This window comes from Vibrio sp. Isolate33, from assembly GCF_022397895.1.
Taxonomy (GTDB): domain Bacteria; phylum Pseudomonadota; class Gammaproteobacteria; order Enterobacterales; family Vibrionaceae; genus Vibrio; species Vibrio pomeroyi.
In genome coordinates, this window is record NZ_JAKEUP010000028.1 from 22,172 (window position 1) to 43,554 (window position 21,383).

At 44.0% G+C, this 21,383-nt stretch carries 19 protein-coding genes, 1 tRNA gene and 1 rRNA gene; 10 read left to right on the plus strand and 11 right to left on the minus strand.

Annotated elements, in window-relative coordinates; genetic code table 11:
* The first annotated feature begins 1 nt into the window (after nt 1).
* Both murA and L1D37_RS22835 read left to right on the plus strand, forming a co-directional pair.
* A complete protein-coding gene (gene murA / locus L1D37_RS22830) occupies nt 2-1,267 on the plus strand; it encodes a UDP-N-acetylglucosamine 1-carboxyvinyltransferase (RefSeq protein ID WP_239849240.1) in 1,266 nt (421 codons plus the stop codon).
* Between the two features lie 152 nt (nt 1,268-1,419).
* On the plus strand, nt 1,420-2,145 hold the full coding sequence (locus tag L1D37_RS22835; protein ID WP_239849241.1) for a 1-acylglycerol-3-phosphate O-acyltransferase: 726 nt from the start codon (nt 1,420-1,422) through the stop codon (nt 2,143-2,145).
* A 107-nt stretch (nt 2,146-2,252) separates the two neighbouring features.
* Here L1D37_RS22835 and L1D37_RS22840 read toward each other — a convergent pair whose 3' ends face one another.
* From L1D37_RS22840 to arcA, 5 genes are all read right to left on the minus strand, one after another.
* Nucleotides 2,253-2,642 (minus strand): RidA family protein, encoded by a 390-nt coding sequence (locus tag L1D37_RS22840; RefSeq protein ID WP_009847729.1) that lies wholly within the window; start codon nt 2,640-2,642, stop codon nt 2,253-2,255.
* Nucleotides 2,643-2,777: 135 nt separating this feature from the next.
* Nucleotides 2,778-3,239, minus strand: a complete 462-nt coding sequence (pyrI, locus tag L1D37_RS22845; RefSeq protein ID WP_017632290.1) for an aspartate carbamoyltransferase regulatory subunit — start codon at nt 3,237-3,239, stop codon at nt 2,778-2,780.
* Nucleotides 3,240-3,251: 12 nt separating this feature from the next.
* Nucleotides 3,252-4,181, minus strand: a complete 930-nt coding sequence (pyrB, locus tag L1D37_RS22850) for an aspartate carbamoyltransferase (RefSeq protein ID WP_132764310.1) — start codon at nt 4,179-4,181, stop codon at nt 3,252-3,254.
* A gap of 266 nt (nt 4,182-4,447) precedes the next feature.
* Nucleotides 4,448-5,452, minus strand: coding sequence for an ornithine carbamoyltransferase (locus L1D37_RS22855; RefSeq protein WP_239849242.1), 1,005 nt, complete (start codon nt 5,450-5,452; stop codon nt 4,448-4,450).
* 155 nt (nt 5,453-5,607) lie between these two features.
* The gene (arcA, locus tag L1D37_RS22860; protein ID WP_239849243.1) at nt 5,608-6,828 is read right to left on the minus strand and encodes an arginine deiminase; all 1,221 of its coding nucleotides are present in this window, start codon (nt 6,826-6,828) and stop codon (nt 5,608-5,610) included.
* A gap of 576 nt (nt 6,829-7,404) precedes the next feature.
* Between arcA and rraB the strand changes: the two genes are divergently transcribed.
* Both rraB and L1D37_RS22870 read left to right on the plus strand, forming a co-directional pair.
* Nucleotides 7,405-7,821, plus strand: a complete 417-nt coding sequence (gene rraB / locus L1D37_RS22865) for a ribonuclease E inhibitor RraB (RefSeq protein WP_017633027.1) — start codon at nt 7,405-7,407, stop codon at nt 7,819-7,821.
* Nucleotides 7,822-7,946: 125 nt separating this feature from the next.
* A complete protein-coding gene (locus L1D37_RS22870) occupies nt 7,947-8,741 on the plus strand; it encodes a hypothetical protein (protein WP_239830684.1) in 795 nt (264 codons plus the stop codon).
* A 24-nt stretch (nt 8,742-8,765) separates the two neighbouring features.
* Here L1D37_RS22870 and L1D37_RS22875 read toward each other — a convergent pair whose 3' ends face one another.
* The 5 genes from L1D37_RS22875 to pepA form a co-directional block, all read right to left on the minus strand.
* Nucleotides 8,766-9,671 carry a bifunctional helix-turn-helix transcriptional regulator/GNAT family N-acetyltransferase gene (locus tag L1D37_RS22875; protein WP_239849244.1) on the minus strand — a complete coding sequence of 302 codons (906 nt, stop codon included), beginning with the start codon at nt 9,669-9,671 and terminating at the stop codon, nt 8,766-8,768.
* Between the two features lie 81 nt (nt 9,672-9,752).
* The gene (locus tag L1D37_RS22880; protein ID WP_086715536.1) at nt 9,753-10,157 is read right to left on the minus strand and encodes a DUF2061 domain-containing protein; all 405 of its coding nucleotides are present in this window, start codon (nt 10,155-10,157) and stop codon (nt 9,753-9,755) included.
* 220 nt (nt 10,158-10,377) lie between these two features.
* Complete coding sequence (locus L1D37_RS22885; RefSeq protein ID WP_239849245.1) at nt 10,378-13,251, minus strand: valine--tRNA ligase; 2,874 nt, start codon at nt 13,249-13,251, stop codon at nt 10,378-10,380.
* A gap of 102 nt (nt 13,252-13,353) precedes the next feature.
* Nucleotides 13,354-13,803, minus strand: coding sequence for a DNA polymerase III subunit chi (locus L1D37_RS22890; protein ID WP_017055302.1), 450 nt, complete (start codon nt 13,801-13,803; stop codon nt 13,354-13,356).
* Nucleotides 13,804-13,902: 99 nt separating this feature from the next.
* A complete protein-coding gene (gene pepA, locus L1D37_RS22895; RefSeq protein ID WP_017633033.1) occupies nt 13,903-15,423 on the minus strand; it encodes a leucyl aminopeptidase in 1,521 nt (506 codons plus the stop codon).
* A 192-nt stretch (nt 15,424-15,615) separates the two neighbouring features.
* Here pepA and lptF point away from each other — a divergent pair, with 192 nt between their 5' ends.
* Both lptF and lptG read left to right on the plus strand, forming a co-directional pair.
* The gene (gene lptF / locus L1D37_RS22900; protein ID WP_017633034.1) at nt 15,616-16,716 is read left to right on the plus strand and encodes an LPS export ABC transporter permease LptF; all 1,101 of its coding nucleotides are present in this window, start codon (nt 15,616-15,618) and stop codon (nt 16,714-16,716) included.
* Nucleotides 16,717-16,719: 3 nt separating this feature from the next.
* Entirely contained in the window at nt 16,720-17,790 is a 1,071-nt protein-coding gene (lptG, locus tag L1D37_RS22905) for an LPS export ABC transporter permease LptG (protein ID WP_017633035.1), read from the plus strand.
* 63 nt (nt 17,791-17,853) lie between these two features.
* Here lptG and L1D37_RS22910 read toward each other — a convergent pair whose 3' ends face one another.
* Nucleotides 17,854-18,330 (minus strand): RDD family protein, encoded by a 477-nt coding sequence (locus tag L1D37_RS22910; protein ID WP_239849246.1) that lies wholly within the window; start codon nt 18,328-18,330, stop codon nt 17,854-17,856.
* A 195-nt stretch (nt 18,331-18,525) separates the two neighbouring features.
* Between L1D37_RS22910 and L1D37_RS22915 the strand changes: the two genes are divergently transcribed.
* From L1D37_RS22915 to L1D37_RS22930, 4 genes are all read left to right on the plus strand, one after another.
* A tRNA-Leu gene (locus tag L1D37_RS22915) sits at nt 18,526-18,610 on the plus strand.
* A 357-nt stretch (nt 18,611-18,967) separates the two neighbouring features.
* Nucleotides 18,968-19,375 (plus strand): VOC family protein, encoded by a 408-nt coding sequence (locus tag L1D37_RS22920; RefSeq protein WP_176680474.1) that lies wholly within the window; start codon nt 18,968-18,970, stop codon nt 19,373-19,375.
* Nucleotides 19,376-19,458: 83 nt separating this feature from the next.
* Nucleotides 19,459-20,712: an HD-GYP domain-containing protein gene (locus L1D37_RS22925; RefSeq protein WP_239849247.1), complete on the plus strand. Its 1,254-nt coding sequence runs from the start codon at nt 19,459-19,461 to the stop codon at nt 20,710-20,712.
* A gap of 608 nt (nt 20,713-21,320) precedes the next feature.
* Nucleotides 21,321-21,383 (plus strand): 16S ribosomal RNA (locus L1D37_RS22930); the annotation flags it as partial.

Below are 21,383 nucleotides of genomic sequence, written 5' to 3' on the forward strand. Positions count from 1 at the left end.
GATGGAAAAGTTTCGAGTTATTGGATCGGACAAGCCGCTAAGCGGTGAAGTGACGATCTCAGGCGCAAAAAATGCAGCGCTACCTATCTTATTTGCTTCAATTCTTGCTGAAGAGCCAGTGGAAGTGAGTAATGTTCCTCACCTACGTGACATCGATACTACGATGGAACTACTAAAGCGTCTTGGCGCTAAAGTATCACGTAACGGTAGTGTTCATGTTGATGGCAGCGAAATTAATGAATTTTGTGCGCCTTACGATTTAGTAAAAACAATGCGTGCTTCTATCTGGGCTTTAGGTCCACTGGTAGCTCGTTTTGGTGAAGGCCAAGTGTCACTTCCTGGTGGTTGTGCGATTGGTGCTCGTCCAGTTGATCTGCATATCCATGGCCTAGAGCAGCTAGGTGCAACGATTAGGTTGGAAGATGGTTATGTTAAAGCAAGCGTTGATGGCCGTCTGAAAGGCGCGCACATCGTGATGGATAAAGTAAGCGTTGGCGCTACGATTACTATCATGTGTGCAGCAACACTAGCGGAAGGTACAACAGTATTAGACAACTCTGCGCGTGAGCCTGAGATTGTTGATACCGCAGACTTCCTAAACAAGCTAGGTGCTAAGATCTCTGGCGCAGGTACAGACACGATTACTATCGAAGGGGTTGAACGCCTTGGTGGTGGTCAACACTCTGTGGTTGCAGACCGTATTGAAACGGGTACGTTCCTTGTTGCAGCAGCAGTATCTGGCGGTAAAGTCGTTTGTCGTAACACTAACGCTCATCTTCTTGAAGCTGCATTAGCGAAGCTTGAAGAAGCGGGTGCGAAGGTTGAAACGGGCGAAGACTGGATCAGCCTTGATATGACAGGTCGTGAGCTGAAAGCGGTGAAAATCGTAACAGCACCTCACCCTGGTTTCCCAACCGACATGCAAGCCCAGTTTACTTTGCTTAACATGATGGCGAAGGGCAGTGGTGTTATCACTGAGACTATCTTTGAAAACCGCTTCATGCACATTCCTGAATTACAGCGAATGGGTGCAAAAGCAGAAATCGAAGGCAACACGGCTATCTGTGGCGAAACGGAAAAATTGAGCGGCGCTCAAGTAATGGCAACGGATCTTCGTGCATCAGCGAGCCTTGTTATTGCTGGCTGTATCGCTCAAGGTGAAACTATTGTTGACCGTATTTATCACATCGATCGTGGCTACGATAAGATTGAAGATAAACTGTCAGCCCTAGGCGCAAACATTACACGATTTCGTGAGTCTAGCTAACTTAGGTTAGTGAGTTCATGAATCAGTAAAATGAAAACACAAAAGTCGGAACCTTGGTTTCGGCTTTTTTATAGTTGTATTTACCGCAAGTGAATCTATTGCCAGTGTTTGTGCGAATAGATGAATCCGCTTAGCGGTTGGTGAGGAACAAAATGATAGCAATATTACGTATTTTCGCAGTGGCGATATTTGCGGTTCTTATGTTTGTGTTTGGGTGTGGTTACTGTTTACTGAGCCCACGTAACCCGAAACACGTATTTACCTTTGGCCGTTACTTCGGCCGTATGTCGAAAATTTTCGGTATGAAGTTAGAACTTCGTATCCCAGAAGATGCATACTCTCGCGGCCAACATGTTTATGTGGCGAACCACCAGAACAGCTGGGATCTATTCACGATTTCATCAGCGGTAACGCCTAAAGTTGTGACGGTTGGTAAGAAGAGCCTAGTGTGGATGCCGCTATTTGGTCAGCTTTACTGGCTGACGGGTAACATTCTTATTGACCGTGCTAACCGCAGCAAAGCAGTAGGTACCATTGATCAGGTAGTGACTAGCCTAAAAGAGAGCGATGTTTCTGTATGGATGTTCCCTGAAGGAACTCGTTCTCGTGGCCGTGGTTTGCTGCCATTCAAAACGGGTGCTTTCCACGCTGCAATTGGCGCTGGTTTACCGATTATCCCTATCGTGTGTAGCTCAACCGGTGGCGTGAAGCTAAACCGTTGGAACAATGGTCATGTGATTGTTGAGATGCTGCCACCAATCAGCACTGAAGGTTTTGATAAGTCTAACGTTCGTGAACTGGCTAACTTAGCTCGTGAGCAAATGGCTGCGAAACTTGAAGAATTAGACAAAGAAGTGGTTGAGCTCAACAAGAAGTAATTGAGCAAAACGCTGAACAATAAAAAAGGTTGCCAATAGGGCAACCTTTTTTGTATCTGCTAAACGCTCAGCTTTATGCTCAGACGTTTATTTTAGATTTAGAAAGACTATTTACGAACCGCAATAGCTTCGATCTCGATACCGACATCCTTTGGCAGACGAGCTACTTCAACACATGAACGCGCAGGGTAGTTTGCAACGCCGTGCTCATCAAAGAATTTGCCGTAAACTTCGTTTACTGTGCCGAAGTCGTTTAGGTCTTTAACGAATACCGTTAGTTTTACGATGTCTTTTACAGTCAGGCCTGAAGCTTCAACAACCGCTTGAACGTTGTCTAGAGATTGGCGAGCTTGCACTGCGATATCCGCAGATACTTCACCAGTTGCTGGGTTTACTGGGATTTGACCAGAAGTCAGTACCATGTTGCCAAGGTCAACACCTTGTACGTATGGGCCGATTGCAGCTGGAGCAGATTCTGTGTGAAGTACTTTAGTCATTGGTTTATTCCATCAGTTATTAGATAAAAATCGTTTTTCAGTGTGCCTTCAAACTTAGGCTAGGTAAAGCGCAAAATACCCCGCACAGGCGAGGTATTTGATAGTTTTTGCGTTCAAACGGGTTGCCGTATGATGTTATCTTTCTGTCACGATTTCGCGAGAGAAAACTTTTTCGCAGTACTTACACTTCAATCGAATATCTTCTTTCTTTTCAAAGATCTTAAAGCTGCTTTCAACAGGCTCGTTGTGTGTAATGCAGTTAGTGTTTGGACACTCGAACACATCGTTGATTTGCTCTGGAAGTTCTAAGGCTAACTTCTTAACCACTTCGTAATCTTCGATTTGGTTCACTGTTGCGTGAGGTGCGTAAAGCGCTAGCTTGCTTGCCTGTTCTTCTGTAATAAACACATTCTCAATCTTGAGCAGGTCTTTTCCACCTAGTGCAGATGACGGCAGATTTAGGCCAATGGTCACACGCTGGTGAGAGTTGTGCATGTCGAACAGTTTTAGCACCTTGATCCCGATGTTCGCTGGGATATGGTCGATAACAGTACCGTTTCTGATTGCTTCAACTTTTAATTGAGTCTCTTTAGACATGATATCTCTCCTCTACAGCGTTTCGTTAAGAACAAGGGCTAGCAATGCTTCACGTGCGTAAACACCGTTCTCGGCTTGCTGGAAGTAGTAAGCGTAAGGTGTTTTATCGACATCGATAGTAATTTCGTCAACACGAGGAAGAGGGTGTAGAACCTTCAGGTTATCGCGTGCGTTTTCTAGAAGTGCAGCCGTTAGGATGTACGCTGATTTGATGTGCGCGTATTCCGACTCATCAAAGCGCTCTTTTTGAACTCGCGTCATGTACAGAACATCCAGTTCAGGAATCACATCTTCCATGTCAGTTAGTAGTTGGTACTTGATGCCCGCTTCATCAAGCTCTTCACAAATGTAGTCAGGCATCGCCAACGCTTCTGGGGCTACAAAGTAGAAACAGATGTTGTCGAATTTCGCGAGTGCTTGAGTCAGAGAGTGAACCGTACGACCGTACTTAAGGTCACCAACGAATGCCACGTTTAGGTTATCTAGGCGGCCTTGTGTTTCAGCGATAGAGAACAAGTCTAATAGTGTTTGTGTCGGGTGTTGGTTTGCACCGTCACCTGCATTAATCACAGGTACGCCGTTAGAGAATTCAGAAGCTAGGCGTGCAGCACCTTCTTGAGGGTGGCGCATTACGTAAGCATCAACGTATGAAGAGATAACCTGCACTGAGTCTGCTAGCGTTTCACCTTTCTTCGCCAGTGAAGTATTACCGCCACTGTCGAAACCAATCACATCACCACCGATGCGTTGAATCGCAGTTTCAAAAGAGAGACGAGTTCGTGTTGAAGGTTCGAAGAAGCAGCTGGCAACAACTTTGTTCTTGATGAGTTCTGGGTTTGGTTCAGCTTTAAGTTGACCTGCCGTTTGAACAATTAATTCTAGCTCTTCACGAGAAAGCTCTGGAATTGAGATGATGTGCTTTTGATAGAGCGAATTCGCCATGATCTTCTTCCCCACAATAATGTATTAGCCATAAAAAAGCCCCCCATAATGGGAGGCTTTAAAAAAGTGCTGAAAAGCAGAATAGACGGCCTGGCAAGCATGCTAGCTTGCGAGCAATATTAGGTGTTTTCACAATTTTATTATGTTTTATCACAACATTGCTTGGCGTCATTTTCACTACTCTCAGACAAATTGCCGAGAATTATACGCTTTCAATTTGTGAGCGCAAGCGATTACATCAAGCTTTTGTTTACTTTCATTATTGTCTATTGACCAAGCGTTGCGACCATAACCGCCTTGATGGTGTGCATGCGATTTTCTGCTTCATCAAATACAATTGAGTAGTCAGATTCAAACACTTCGTCCGTCACTTCCAAGCCGTTCATTCCATACTTGTCAGCGACTTGCTGACCAATCACAGTGTCATTGTTGTGGAAAGCGGGTAAGCAGTGCATGAATTTCACTTGAGGGTTACCAGTGAGCTTAATAACTTCCATATTCACTTGGTAAGGCGTCATAACAGCAACACGTTCGTCCCAAGCTTCTGGCGCCTCGCCCATCGAGACCCAAACATCGGTGTAAAGGAAATCACAACCTTTCACGCCTTCAGCAACGTCTTCGGTTAGCGTGATTTTGGCACCAGTGTTTTGTGCAATGGCTTGGCACTCTTCGACAAGTTGTTCTTCTGGCCAAAAGGCTTTTGGCGCGACAAGGCGAATATCCATGCCCATTTTCGCAGCACCAACTAACAGTGAGTTACCCATGTTGTTACGCGCATCGCCTAGATAAGCAAAGCTGATTTGGTGTAGGTGTTTACCACGACCATGTTCGATCATGGTGAGGAAGTCAGCCAAGATCTGAGTCGGATGGAATTCATCGGTTAAGCCGTTCCAAACCGGCACACCAGCGTATGCGCCAAGATCTTCGACAATGCTTTGGCCAAAACCACGGTATTCAATGCCGTCGTACATACGACCTAATACTCGAGCTGTATCTTTCATTGATTCTTTCTGACCAATCTGAGAACCAGAGGGGCCTAAATAAGAGACTTGAGCGCCTTGATCAAAGGCCGCTACCTCAAAAGCACATCGAGTTCGAGTTGATGCTTTTTCAAAGATCAAAGCGATGTTTTTACCGTTAAGCTTTTTCTGCTCTGTACCTGCATACTTAGCTTTTTTCAGGTCAGCAGACAGATCGAGTAAAAACTGAATCTCTTTAGGAGTAAAGTCGAGAAGTTTTAGAAAGTTACGATTGCGAAGATTAAAGGCCATCTCTCGCTCCTTGTGTATATAGAATCAATGAAGAATTCAGTTAAACATAAAAATGCTATATTTGTGAATATTTATTTTATTTATTTAATGAAAAAGGCCAGTACGATGGTACTGGCCTAGATAAGTTATTGTGCTTGCTCTATTGAACTATCAGCTTAGATGCCGTCTCTTTCGATAGGACAGCTCATACAACGAGCGCCACCACGGCCACGACCTAACTCGTTGCCTGGAATTGTCAGAACTTCGATGCCCGCTTTGTCGTACTTCTCGTTGGTGTAAACATTGCGTTCATAGCCGATAACAGTACCCGGTTTCACTGTCAGTACGTTGTTAGCGTCATTCCACTGCTCGCGTTCAGCTTCATAGTTGTCACCGCCAGTTGTGATGATCTTCAGCTGATCAAGGCCTAGAGCCCCTTCAATTGCTGACAGGTAGTTTTCCGCTTTCTCTACACGCATCTCACCATTTTCTTTTGGTGTTAGGCGCCAAGTATCTAGATCTTTGCGAACAATCTCTGGGTAGACTGAGAAAGTGTCGATATCCATGTGGGTCATCACCGTATCAAGGTGCATACAAGAGCGGTGTTTTGGTAAATCGATAGCAATCACTTCGGTTGCTTGACCCGAACGGAACAAACTCGCTGCTAGGTTTTCAACACCTTGTGGTTTAGTACGCTCAGAGATACCAACCAGTACCGCGCCTTTACCGATAACCAGTACGTCACCGCCTTCAATATTGGCGTTGTCGTAGTGTAGATCTTCATCACCGAAGTACTTGATGAAGTCTTGTCTGGCAAACACAGGGTGCCAGCGGTAGATAGCACGCAAGTGGTTTGTTTCACGTTGACGAGCTGGTTTCATCATAGGGTTCAGCGATACACCGCCATAAACCCAGCACGAGGTATCACGCGTAAATAGGTGGTTCGGCAGTGGTTCGATAACGAAATCGAGTGGACGATGCATTTTAGGTAGCATCGACGACGATTTGATTGGGAGCTCAGAATAAGCCAAGCCACCGAGTAAGATCGTTGCTAGATGCTCATTATCCATTTGAGCAAGGTAGCTTCTTAAGTCACGGGCAAAAGTCGGCCCATAACGGAAATCTGAGATTTGAGTATTCAGCAGCCATTCACGAGCCTGAGGTACGGCAAGCGTTTCGACAAGCAAGTCGTGTAGCAGTAGTACTTCTACGTCTTGACTACGCAGTGTCTCTGCAAAAGCATCATGTTCTTCACCAGCAGCTTCAACAGCAAGCACATCATCAAATAGAAGATCATGACAGTTTGAAGGGGTGAGGTGGGTGAGTGCTCTTTCAGGTCTATTTAGGAGAACTCGTCTTAATTGACCGACTTCGGAGCCAACGTACAGCTTACTCATTTTGCATCCTTACTATTAATCCAGCGTCTATTTATGACAAGCTTGGCCGTAATATGCAAGTTTTGGAGGTTGCGTAAATACAAAGTATTTTTTGAATTTACGGTATTAAAAACCGGATTAATTTGGTTTTTTGGGGTTAAGCACTAATTGAGCGTATATCTCATGGAACAACTGTTTTGAGGATCTATGCTCAATTTTCCATGTGCGAGAAATCTATTTTGCTTATTATTCGTGACTTTTTATTCACTATTATTCACTTTTTGATAGCAAGCTGGGATTTTATGCACCTTGAAACGGGTTGAGCGTATGCATCTGTGGTGACTAAGCACGCAATTTCTATTCAAATACGCTTGAAGCGACAATAAAGATGAAATGCTAAAACAGACGTCAGTTAATAAAATGTTGAAAATTTGTTTCTGTGATTTTGATTTCACTTTTGAATTGATATTGCTCCCGCTATCTGGCGATAAACTTACCTTTCTAAGCCTGATCTGGGTGGCTTTTCTGGACGATCCGTGCCATATTTCGTGGCAATCAAATTTGATCTTTTCATAGTCAACACTCTGGAGCAGACACATGTCTCACGAAGATGAATATCTATCAGTAGCGGAATTAATTGAATTTCAAAAGGAAGAGACTCGCGACATCATTGCAGCACTAATTGAAGATGGTAGCGATCCTGAAGCTCTATACGATATCGAGCATCACCTATTTGCTGAAGATTTCGAAGTGCTTGAGAAAGCAGTTGTTGAAGCATTCAAAATGGGCTTTGAAGTGCTTGAAGCTGAAGAGACAGAAGACGAAGATGGCAACAAGCTACTTTGTTGTGATGCAACCATGCAGTCAGCTTTAGATGCAGAGGCGATCGATGCGCAAGTTGAGAAGCTTGTGAACCTTGCAGAGAAATTCGACATTATCTACGACGGTTGGGGCACTTACTACGAAGGTGAAGATGCTATCTACCCTGACGAAGATGATGAAGGCGAAGAGTAATTTCTTCCCAGTTTGAAAGAATGCCAGCCTAGAGTTGGCATTTTTTTATCCTCAGAAAAATAAATGTCTTTAAATGCATTCATTCATTATAATGCGGTCAAAATTGATCTGGCTCAAGGAATGATATGCGGTTACTTCTCGATGGTCTTTGGCAAATTTCGCCACTGACGGATCTCTCTATCCCACAAGATGACATTACCTTTCCTGCTCCATTAAGCTCAAAGCTCCCTGATAGCTTAAGTGAAGATGAAATCGCAGAGCAAGAGTGGCACCTGATGCATGACATCGAAGTTGATGATGCTATGTTGGCCTGCCCATTCGTTGAGTTAGTCGTAGCGGGTGTCGATTACTTTGCTGAAGTACGACTTAATGGTGTGGCTGTGTTTGATTGCGATGGTAGCCAAGCTGAATATCGCAAAGATATCCGCCCTTATATGCAGTCTGGCCGAAACCGTTTTGAGATCCTTTTCCTTGAAGAAGAGGAGAGCCTGTTACTCGAGGAAGATATGGATGAGTCTATATCTTCGCAGGCTATCGCTAAATCTGATTCACGCATCGGGATTTGGCAAGCACCGTACCTACAGTTCGTTCGAAACGTCAAACTAGAACAAGTCGTCACAGAGCAGATCTGGCACCACGGTGGTGGCTGTGAGTTTAAAGTGGATGTGATTTATCAGACGCTAAAAGCAGGTTTGGTATCTGCATCAATTAAGTTCAACGGCATGACACTCGTGATGCCGATAGATGTGCGAGCTGAGCATACTGGCGTTGTGTTTCAGGTGGAGGCTCCTATGGTATTTAACCTTGAGAAGCCTAACCCTAAGCACTTATACCAGTTAGAAGTTGAACTCGATGGGCAAAAAGAGAGCTCTTTCGTTGCCTTAAATCCAGCGTCTTGTGTGAGTAACTTTTTACGTTAAAAGCTAGCAACTAGCGTCTGATACTTATAACGCTTTGGCCATGACAACTTCACAAGCATCATGGCCTGTTTCTCCCCAAGCTGAATCAAGGTGTTCAAACTCCAGTTTTTCATAGAGTTTTACTGCAGCACCCAAGCATTCCGTTGTTTCTAAGTACATGTGTTGGTAACCAAGTTGCTTAGCCAGTGTTAGGCTTTGAGCTACGATGCGCTTTGCCAAACCTTGCCCTCGGGTTTGTGGTAGGAAGTACATTTTCTGCAGCTCACACACATCTGCTCGGCCTGCTAATGGCGCAAAACCACCGCCACCTACCACTTCACCTTGATATTCGATCACCCAGTACATTGCGTTCTCTTTGTTATAGACAGAGTACATGTCATCAAGGGTAGGATCAGCCACGCCATAACCTTTATCTTCGGTTAGCCCATGTTCCGCTGAAACTTTACGAATCACCTCGGCTAACTGCGGGTTATCTGATTGAGTGAGTGGGCGAAGTATGAATTCGTCAGTTTGGCAGACATTCGCTAACCCTTTTAAGTAAGCCTCCAATCCAACTTTCAGCTGTTGTTGTTCATCTTCATTGAGAGTCAGCAGCATGTCTTCGAAAAAGGTGTTTTGTTGCACGTCTAATTGACTCAACATGTTTTGCCCAAGAGACGTCAGTGTCACCAATTGGCTGCGTTTGTCTTTTGGATTTTCGATAGTCTCTACCAACTCAAGTTTGCTGAGGCCAGCCACCGTTCGACTGGCATTAGATTTATCGACATTGAGCTGTTGTGCTAATTGATTGATGGTTAAAGGTTGGAGTTGGATCTCTCCTAATGCATGAGATTGGACAGGAGTGAGCGTGACCTCACCACATTGTTTATCAAGCATACCCAGTAAGCGCACGGCTTGGCGGGAGTATTGTCTTAGCTTTCGAGCATCCATAATTTTCACCTTTAAGTAAAGTTGCGCACCGCAATTAATTTAATTGCGGTGCGCAACTTTGTCAATGGTAAATTCTCTTAATTAAGCATGTTGGTGCAAACAGAACTGAGGTTGGGCTGTTTGTCTTTCTGCTTTTCGTAGCCACACTTTCTCATGGAAGTAGTAAGCAACTGTATTTAAAGTTGGCTCAAGCAAAGCCATCACGCCGCCGATGAAGGCATCGCCAGTCAACAAGTAGACGACGGTAAAGGCAACACTAAAGTGAATGGTTGCAAAGCTTGCTGTTTTTAACTTTGTCATCCATTGACGAGCCTTAAGCGCTGGAACTTGCGCCCACGCCTTTTCATGAAAATAGAAGGCGACGGTATTCACAGAAGGCTCAATCATAGCGATTAAGCTACCAATTAAGATGTCGCCTGTTAGTACGTAAGCGACACTAAATGCGATAGTAAAATGTAATGCAGCAAAGGTTAGTGTCTTTTTCATGATAATTGCTCAGTCGTTGTGTTGTTTCGATAGAACTATTATTGAGAATTATTATCATTAAATCTAATGGGTAGTTAAGATTGTTTTGATAGGCAAAAGCTATCAATTAACTAGAGTGAGTTTGACTAGACTGGAACTTGGAGCATAAAAAAAGGCTGACCATAAAGGCCAACCTTTTTATCTAGAGCGAGAGGGTAGAAACCTCCTCGTTCATTCAGTTTTAAAGAGCAGCGATGGTCGCTTTTTGCTCTTCAAGCTTAACAAGAGTCTCTTGGTAACCTTCAAGCTTCTCACGCTCTTTCGCGATAACCGCTTCTGGTGCTTTAGCTACGAAACCTTCGTTACCTAGCTTACCTTCGATACGCTTAATCTCACCGTGAGTCTTAGCGACTTCTTTATCTAGACGAGCAAGCTCTGCATCTTTGTCGATAAGACCCGCCATCGGGATCATCAGCTCAGATTTGCCAACCAGTTTAGTTGCACAAGCCGGAGTCTCTTCGCCGTCTGCTAGAACTTTAATGTCGTCTAGTTTAGCTAGAGAGTTTAGAACGATCTTGTTCGCTTCGATACGAGCAGCGTCTTTCTCATCAGCGACTTTGATCATTACTTCTAAGCCTTGGCTTGGTGCAATGTCGTATTCCGCACGTAGGTTACGGATAGCGGTAATGAAAGTCTTAACCCATTCGATGTCTTCAACGATCTCAGCATTGAAGTTATCTTCGTTAAACTGAGGAAGCGCTTGAGTCATGATTGTCTCGCCTTCAACGCCGTCTACTAGCGGCTTAACACTCTGCCAGATAGATTCAGTGATGTAAGGAAGAACAGGGTGAGCAAGACGTAGAGTCTTCTCTAGAACCGTGATAAGCGTGTAACGAGTCGCTTGTTGTTGAGCTTCAGTACCTTTCCAAAGAACAGGTTTAGTTAGCTCTAGGTACCAGTCACAGAATTGGTTCCAGATGAATTCGTAAAGCGTGTTTGCTGCCATGTCTAGACGGTAGTTGTCTAGGTGAGCATTAAACTCTTTCGCTGCAACTTCAAACTGAGATTCAATCCACTTATCTGCTAGAGAGAATTCCATGTTTGCACGGTCTTCAACAGACAGTGACATGCCACAATCGTGCTCTTCTGTATTCATCAGTACGTAACGGCTTGCGTTCCATAGCTTGTTACAGAAGTTACGGTAACCTTCAAGACGCTTCATGTCCCAGTTGATGTCACGGCCCGTTGAAGCCATAGCAGCAAGAGTGAAACGCAGTGCGTCAGTACCGTATGGTTCGATACCGTTTTCGAAAGTTTTACGTGTTGCTTTTTCGATCTTAGCAGCCAGTTTAGGTTGCATCATGTTGCCACAACGCTTCTCTACTAGCTCTTCAAGGCCGATGCCGTCAATCATGTCGATTGGGTCAAGTACGTTACCTTTCGACTTAGACATCTTGTCGCCGTTTTCATCACGGATAAGACCTGTCATGTAAACGGTTTTGAAAGGTACTTGAGCCTTGCCATCTTCGTCTTTCACGAAGTGCATGGTCATCATGATCATACGAGCAACCCAGAAGAAGATAATATCAAAACCAGATACTAGAACTTCAGATGGGTGGAATGTTTTTAGTGCTTCAGTATCTTCAGGCCAGCCTTGTGTGCCGAACGTCCAAAGTGCAGAAGAGAACCAAGTATCCAGTACGTCGTCGTCTTGCTTAAGTACAACAACAGGCGCTAGGTTGTTCTTTTCACGAACTTCTTCTTCAGTACGACCTACGTAAACTTTACCATCGTTGTCATACCATGCTGGGATGCGGTGGCCCCACCAAAGTTGACGAGAGATACACCAGTCTTGAACGTCACGCATCCACGCGAAGTACATGTTTTCGTACTGTTTAGGCACGAACTGGATTTGACCATCTTCAACGGCTTTAACTGCAGGCTCAGCAAGAGGTGCTGTACGTACGTACCATTGGTCAGTCAGCATTGGTTCGATAACTACGCCACCACGGTCGCCGTAAGGTACGGTTAGGTCGTGATCTTTGATCTCTTCAAGAAGACCAAGTTCTTCGAATTCAGCAACAATAGCTTTACGAGCAGCAAAGCGCTCCATGCCTTGGTATTTAGCAGGGATATCTGTTGAGTAAACATCGCTCTCTTCGCCGTTGGTTGTGAATACTTCAGCAGCATCACGGATATCAGCGTTGAACGTTAGGATGTTGATCATTGGTAGGTTGTTGCGCTTACCAACTTCGTAATCGTTAAAGTCGTGAGCAGGGGTGATCTTCACACAACCTGTACCTTTTTCCATGTCTGCGTGCTCATCGCCTACGATAGGGATAAGACGGTTCACAACAGGAAGCAGGATTTCTTTACCGATAAGATCTTTGTAACGTGGATCTTCTGGGTTTACGGCTACGCCAGTATCACCAAGCATGGTTTCTGGACGCGTAGTAGCAACAACAATGTAGTCTTTGCCATCAGCTGTTTTAACACCGTTCGCAAGCGGGTAGCGGAAGTGCCACATGAAGCCTTTTTTGTCTTTGTTTTCAACTTCAAGATCAGAAATTGCAGTGTGCAGTTTAGGATCCCAGTTTACTAGACGCTTACCACGGTAGATTAGGTCTTCTTCGTATAGACGAACAAATACTTCTTGAGTCGCAGCCGATAGGCCGTCATCCATAGTGAATCGCTCACGATTCCAGTCTACAGATGCACCAAGACGACGAAGTTGTTGAGTGATCGTGCCACCTGATTCGCCTTTCCATTCCCAGATCTTGTCGATGAAAGCTTCACGGCCGTAGTCGTGTTTTGTTTTGCCTTCTTCAGCAGCAATCTTACGCTCAACAACCATTTGAGTTGCGATTCCAGCGTGGTCAGTACCCACTTGCCAAAGCGTGTTTTTGCCTTTCATACGTTGAGCACGGATAAGCGTATCCATGATCGTGTCTTGGAACGCGTGACCCATGTGTAGGCTGCCAGTGACGTTCGGTGGCGGGATCATGATGCTGTAAGCTTCTTTTGATGTGTCACCGTGTGGCTTAAAGTAGCCTTTCTCTTCCCAAGTCTGATACAGAGCTTGTTCGATTGATGTTGGGTTGTATGTCTTTTCCATAGTGCTCTTAAACGGATACTGTGAATGGTTAATCGTGGTCAAACTTCATAAGTGAAGCTTCTTGAATCTAAATCCAAAGATAGCTTTAACTATGAGGTTTGACTATGGATGTTGAATCTCGATAGTTTGTAGCTGATATCCAGCCTGGCGGTAAATTTTATACCTTTCTCGAGCGAGTTGCTTAGCTTTTTCTTCGCAAGGAACGAAGTCTATCACCTGAGCAAAGGCGTTCGCAAAGGTTGTATGATTATCGGCCAGATTAATTACTAGCTGACGATTCCAATTGTGTTTTACACCTTGGTAGCCAATTTCAATGTTGGTTGAATATTTCGGACCTTCGCCAACTAAGTTGTGCGCAATAAATTCGCTGGGTTCAACTTGCCAGAAAATCTCTGCGATACGCTCGGCATGTTCTTTGTCATTACAGTTGAGGTAAAGTTTAGCGCCTTGTTTCGCAAAGTGCTGAGCAAGAAACAGCACATAGTGAGCAAAACCTTCTTCACTGGCTTGCGGGCTATCTGATGACACTATGTAAAACGTAGCTGTCTGCATACTTAATACTCGAACTGGAAATCGTGGCTATTCATCTTACTTGCTCAATAGACTCTGACAAATAGCGCTTATTAAAAAAGGGCCCGTAGGCCCTTTTTATTATTTTGAAGATTGCTCTTCAGTCTCATGGCCGCTGCGGTTCAATAAGAATTGGACTAGCATTGAGACAGGACGACCTGTCGAGCCTTTCGCTGCGCCAGATTTCCAAGCTGTACCTGCGATATCTAGGTGAGCCCAGTGATATTTCTTAGTGAACTTAGACAGGAAGCAACCAGCAGTGATAGTACCGCCTGGGCGGCCGCCGATGTTCGCCATATCTGCGAATGGGCTGTTTAACTGCTCATGGTACTCGTCTGCCATTGGTAGACGCCATGCACGGTCACTTGCTTGCTCAGAAGCATTCACAAGTTCGTGAGACAGTGGGTTGTGGTTCGATAGAACGCCACTGATGTGGTGACCTAGAGCAATAACACATGCGCCTGTTAGTGTTGCAACGTCAACCACACAATCTGGTTCGAAACGCTCAACGTAAGTTAGCGCATCACAAAGAACCAAGCGACCTTCAGCATCAGTGTTTAGAACTTCAACTGTTTGTCCTGACATAGTCGTTAGAATGTCACCTGGGCGGTAAGCATTGCTACCAGGCATGTTTTCACAACCCGCTAGAATACCGACAACGTTGATTGGCAAGTTAAGTTTCGCCAATGCTTTCATTGTACCGAATACAGACGCCGCACCACACATGTCGTACTTCATCTCATCCATGCCTTCACCAGGCTTAAGTGAGATACCGCCTGAATCGAACGTAAGGCCTTTACCAACAAGTACAATCGGTTTTGCATCTGAATCAGGTGCGCCTTTGTACTCCATGATAGACATCATAGATTCGTTCTTAGAGCCACGACCTACCGCTAGGTAAGAAGTCATGCCCAGTTTTTCCATCTCTTCTTCACCGATGATCTTAGTCGTTACGGTTTCGAAGTCGTCAGCTAGGCGACGAGCTTGAGAGGCAAGGTATGCTGGGTTAGCAATGTTTGGTGGCATGTTGCCAAGGTCTTTAGACGCTTTCACACCAGAAGCAATAGCAAGACCGTGAGAAATCGCTTTTTCACCAAGGCTTAGCTCGCGACGTGTTGGTACGTTGAATACCAATTTACGTAGTGGGCGACGAGTCTCTGGCTTGTTGCTCTTGAATTGGTCGAATGTGTAAAGACCATCTTTAGTCGCTTCTACCGCTTGGCGAACTTTCCAGTAAGTGTCGCGGCCTTTAACGTGAAGTTCTGTAAGGAAACATACTGCTTCCATAGAACCTGTTTCGTTTAGTGTGCTGATGGTTTTTTGAATAATTTCTTTGTATTGACGCTCGCCTAGCTCACGTTCTTTACCACAGCCTACCAGTAGAACACGTTCTGAAAGTACACCAGGTACTTGATGCAGTAGTAGCATCTGGCCAGGTTTACCCTCTAGATCACCGCGACGAAGCAGTGAACTAATGTAGCCATCGCTAATCTTATCTAATTGCTCGGCTACTGGAGAAAGGCGGCGCGGTTCGAATACACCGACAACGATACATGCGCTGCGCTGTTTCTCTGGGCTGCCACTTTTTACACTGAACTCCATGCGTACTCCTACATCCTGAAGACAAATCGAACTAAATGTTAGATAATGGGTTCTTACTTGTTGGATCCTATAATGGAACTAACCTTAAAGAAGAACGCTAACACTTAGCTAAAAATTTAAAAAAATAAAAGGTTCAACGGGAAATTATAGTGATTCAATCAAAAAAACAAGTTTTGTATAGGTAATTTGAGCGTGATTATTGTTAGATATTTGATCCGCGAGACAATCAAGAGCCAATTTGCGATCTTTTTTGTTCTCTTTCTCGTGTTTCTCAGCCAAAAATTCATCAGTGTTTTAGCGGACGCCTCTGATGGTGATATCCCTGCGAGTCTCATATTGTCGATTGTTGGTCTAAATATGCCAGCAATGGGTTTGTTGATGCTGCCACTCAGTATCTATATTGGTATTTTGCTCACTTTTGGCCGCCTTTACGCTGAAAGTGAAATTGTAGTGATGAACGCTACGGGTATCGGTAATAAATTCCTGATCCAATCTGCGCTTTACTTAGCTTTGATTACTGCATCGGTTGCAGCCTTTAACTCATTTTGGTTATCTCCTTGGTCGCAAGACAAAGTTGAACAAATGTATGAAGAAGTCGCCGCAGAGAACAGTGTCGATTTGCTACCTAAGGGTAAGTTTGAAGGCACGCCAGATGGCTCGTCTGTAGTATTCATCGATGATATCGACGGTAACAAGCTAGAAAACGTGTTCGTTGCTCAAATGCGCCCACGTGATTCAGTTCTGCCGAGTGTGATGTTCTCGAAGTCAGGGGATGTAAAAGAGCTCAGTGATGGTCGCCAAGTCATCGTTATGTACGATGGTACGCGTCATGAAGGTGTACCTACACGTCTTGATTATATGGTGACGCACTTTGAAGAATACGAAGGGCTGATTGGTCAGCGTGAAGTGGAGAAAAAAGGTCGAGATTGGGAAGCGATTTCAACTCTTGAACTGATTGGTAATCCTAACAATAGTGCGAAAGCGGAATTGCAGTGGCGTATTTCATTGGTACTTTGTATTCCGTTGTTGACCATGCTTGTTGTGCCACTGTCTGCGGTAAACCCTCGACAAGGGCGCTTTGCAAAGATTGGTCCGGCTATTCTCATTTATCTGACTTACTTCTTGGCAATCAGTGCGACTAAATCTTCTATTGAAGAGGGCAGTATCCCGGCGGTAATCGGCATGTGGCCAATTAATGCGTTATTGTTATTTGTCGCGATTGGTGCAAACTTTATGGATAGCGTGCCAGTAAGGCGTTTGAAAGAAAAATTCAAGAATAAGAGGTTGGCTTAAGCCGTGTTTAAGATTCTCGATTTATATATAGGCAGAACCATCATCGCAACAACGTCGCTGGTTTTGGTGACGTTTGTTGGTCTTTCAGGGATCATCAAGTATGTAGAGCAGCTGAGAAAGGTTGGTCGTGGCACATACGATCTATTGCAAGCCCTGTATTTCGTTTTACTGAGTATTCCTCGTGATATTGAAATGTTCTTCCCAATGGCGGCATTGCTTGGTGCATTGATTGGTTTAGGTATGCTGGCTGCGAGCTCTGAGCTGGTCGTTATGCAGGCGGCAGGTTTCTCTAAGTTAGATATTGGCTTATCGGTACTCAAAACCGCTATCCCACTCATGATCGTCGTGACTCTTCTTGGTCAATGGGGCGCGCCTCAAGCTCAGAAGATGGCTCGTGACTTAAGAACTATCTCGATTGCTGGTGGTAATATTATTTCGACTCAAAGCGGTGTCTGGGCTCGTGACGCCAATGACTTCATCTTTATCGTTAAAATAGATGATGAGAAGCTTTACGGTATGAACATGTGGCGCTTTGATGAGAACAAAGCACTTAAAACGGCTATCTACTCTGAAGAAGTGGATTACGTTGGAGACAATGTTTGGACTATGAACGATGTGGAGATTACGTCGTTCGAAAATGAAATCCAGATCACTAAAGAAAGTTTACCCACTTATAGATGGGAGACATCACTAGCTCCAGATAAGCTTGCGATAGTAACGGTTAAACCAGAAGAGCTGTCTTTGAGTGGGTTGTATGATTATGTGTCTTATCTGAAGGCGTCAGAGCAAGATGCATCACGCTATGAACTGGCATTGTGGAGAAAGATAACTCAACCTATATCGATAGCAGTAATGATGTTGATGGCACTATCGTTTATCTTTGGTCCGCTGCGAAGTGTGACCATGGGAGCTAGGATTTTGTCTGGTGTTATCGCTGGCTTTACCTTCTATATATCCAGTGAGTTCTTTGGCCCAGTCAGTTTGGTTTATCAAATACCACCGGCCTTTGGTGCGATAGCCCCGAGCGTGGTGTTCCTCGGAATTGCCATTATGCTCTTGAGGCGAAAACTGTAGATAGAAAAAAGGAAGGTATAACGCCTTCCTTTTTTGATCTTGTTTGGATTTCGAATAATGGTGTTATCGAGCTTTCGGTAACACGACCACTTCCGTCTTTGCCCAGATATCGTGGAAGCCACGTTTTTGAGGGTCGAATGGAACACACAAGTTTGCTAGTCCAAAACCTGAAGTACCTAAGCGAATTAGTGCTTGAGTGATTGTAATCGCAGAGCCATCTTTGTTTTGAACTCGTAGCTTCCAAGCTCTCATCCCTAACGTTTGGCCTGCTCTTGTCCAGAAGAACACAAAGAAGTACACCCAAACCACTACTAGGTAAAAAGTGTAAGCAGGACTCCAAATAGGGTGGTTAGTTAAGAAGTCACTAACATCGGCATATCCACTATGATTGAAAACGCCAAGAGCCATGAGTGCGTGTAGCAGAGCAACAATGACGCCAGCCGCCATCATCTCAATAGCGATTACGATAAGAGCGTCATAGAACAAGGCACCAAATCGGCGCATTATCCCAGCTGGTGGCAGAGTGTTTGTTGATGTCATGGTGTTATTACTTCTTTAAAAATTGAGGCGTCAGAATATAGTTTAAGGCTTGACCTGAAAAGAGACATGACGCACAGCTTATGACTTAGTGGCGAAATTATCGGCAAACACACATGAATTCAAGTTTTTATACTTGCCACATCAGTTCGCATACGTATAATGCCAAACATCGACAGGGCAATGCCCCAAGATAATGCCGGTATGGTGAAATTGGTATACACGACGGATTCAAAATCCGTTGCCTTCGGGCGTGGCGGTTCAAGTCCGCCTACCGGTACCATATATAGAAAGGTCGCTTTTATAGCGGCCTTTCGTCGTTTTGGGCGTTTGTGAATTTGAAACCCAGCGTGTCGGCTTGGATGCAAGCCCAGTCAAGTCGCCTACTGGTACCATATTTAAATGATAAAGCCTCGACTCATGTCGGGGCTTTGTTGTATCTGGAGTTCGGAAAGCGTTGCCTTAGTGGTTACGAGATCAGTACCTGTCTAATCAGTCAGATCTTATTGTTTCATTCCTAAATCTCGCAGTTTCCCTTCGTAATTTCATTTCCTAATAAATTAATCATCTTAAATCATACTGTTACCTGTCATTCCTTCTTCTATTGTCTATGTTTAAATAAATAACAGAGGAGAGAGATATGCTGACAGTAACCCCTTACTTGTTTTTTGATGGTCGTTGTAGTGAAGCGTTGGATTTTTATCATAAGTGTTTTGGCGGTGTGGTTTTATCTAAGCAACTCTTTAGTGATGCACCACAGGTAATAGAGGGAGCTCAACCTGATTGGGTTATGCATGCTGAGTTCGAAGCATTTGGTATGAAGCTCATGATGTCTGATGGTGTAAAGGCAAAAGAACTAGAAGGGAACAACCTTGCGCTCTCTCTTGTTACTGAAGATACCGCAACTCAAGAGCAAATCTTTGAAAAGCTAAAGCAAGATGGTCGCGTAATGACGCCGTTAGCGGATACTTTTTGGGGGGCTAGGTTTGGTAAGGTCGAAGATAAGTTTGGGATACGCTGGATGGTGCATTGCGATTCTTTAAATTGAACCTGTGAAATTGGATAGTGAAATTGCTGCTTGGTTTTATTAGAATTATAAATAGAGATTATTAATCAATATTATATATAAAAATGGGCAGCATAAAGATTACCGTAGATCGCATTCAGCCCGGTCTGCATATACGACTCCCCGTAAAATGGAATGAACACCCATTTTTATTCAACAGTTTTAAAATCAAAGATGACGCCCAAGTAAAGGTAATTCGACATCTTGGGATTAAGCACGTCTATATAAACTTGAATCAAAGCGATACATCTCCTCTACCTGCTAACCATGTGATTGAGCAAGAAGCCGATACTGATTTACAAGTAAGCCTTGAAGCAGAAAGAATGTGGAAAGATAAGCATGAACGTATCGAAACTCTAAGCTCTTATCGTCGCAGAGTGAGTCATTGCGAGAAAGAGTTCGAACGTTCGCTTGCTCGCATGCGTTCTGTGATGACCAAGATCCGTAACCGACCTTTAGATGCAGTAGGGGAGGTAAAAGCTCTGGTCGATGACATTGTCGAAACATTAGTAAGCGATGATAACGTCACATTGCACCTTATGAATGCTAAAGCTGATTTTGAAGACATCTACTTTCATACACTGAATGTTTCTGTCGTCGCGCTGATGATAGGTAAAGCGAAAGGTTACAATACGCAGCAATTAAAAGACCTTTCCTTCGCAGCGTTGTTCCACGATGTAGGCAAAATCAAAATACCAGTCGCTATATTAAGAAAACAAAGTGCGCTTACGGTACCGGAAGAAAACTACTTAAAGCTTCACACTAAATATGGTGCAGATATTGTCTCAACAATTGATGACTTTCCTGAAAGGGCCAAAAAGGTGATTGCTCAACATCATGAGATGAATGATGGTTCTGGTTATCCTGAAGGCTTAAAAGAAGATGAGATAGATGAATTTGCCAAGATAATCGCAGTGGCTAATGCATTTGATAACCTTTGCCATGGTAAAACGCAATCTCAACAAATGATCCCGTATCTGGCATTGTCTCACTTATATAAGAGTTGCAAGCATCTATATAGTCAGGACAACTTGAGTTTGCTGGTCAAGTTTATGGGGGTGTACCCGCCGGGAACGGTAGTGCAGCTTTCAAATGATTCGATTGGGATTGTGATATCAGTTAATGCCAATCATATGCTTTATCCGAATGTTCTTATCTATGATCCGAGCGTACCAAGAACCCAAGCTCCGATTATTGACCTCTTTGTTAAAGAGATAAAAATCGTCAATGCCGTTCATCCAAGTAAATTACCGGAACAAGTGAGAGAGTATCTAAACCCAAGAGCTCGTTTATCTTACTTTTTTGATAACGGAGAGTAGTTATCCACAAGGTGTTGTGGGTAATTTGTTCGAAACTTGGGGTGAAAGTGGTATAAATAAGCCCTTGGTTGAAATGTCTTCGCTTAACCTCTTTTTTCAATAAAAAACGCATTTAATGCTTGCCAATAAGAGCGGCATCTCTATAATGCCGCCTCACTGACACGGCAGACGCCACAAGGCTTCAGCGCAGAATGTTAGTAAAGGCAACTAGCTTTGAGTGATTATTCGCTCCTACTTTTAGAAAGTAGAAATTAATTCCAAATAAGTGTTTGACACTGAGGATTAAGTCGCTAGAATGGCCGCCTCTTCCGAAGTGATGTAAGTCACAACGAAGAGAAGCTCTTTAACAATTTAAACCTATCAATCTGTGTGGGCACTCGTTGATGAATATCAAAACGTTTTATCGTTAGATAAAACAGATTCTTCGGAATCAAAATGATTTCAATGAACTGAGTGACCAATACAAATAACTTCGGTTATTTGGCACAGTCAATTCATTACCATTCTGTTGGAATGGTAATGGCTTTAGAATTACATGTTTCTGTTCTTTTTCGAAAGAGCGGTAAATATTAGTTTTGAAGTCAGTATTCGTTGAGTCACAAAATCTTAAATTGAAGAGTTTGATCATGGCTCAGATTGAACGCTGGCGGCAGGCCTAACACATGCAAGTC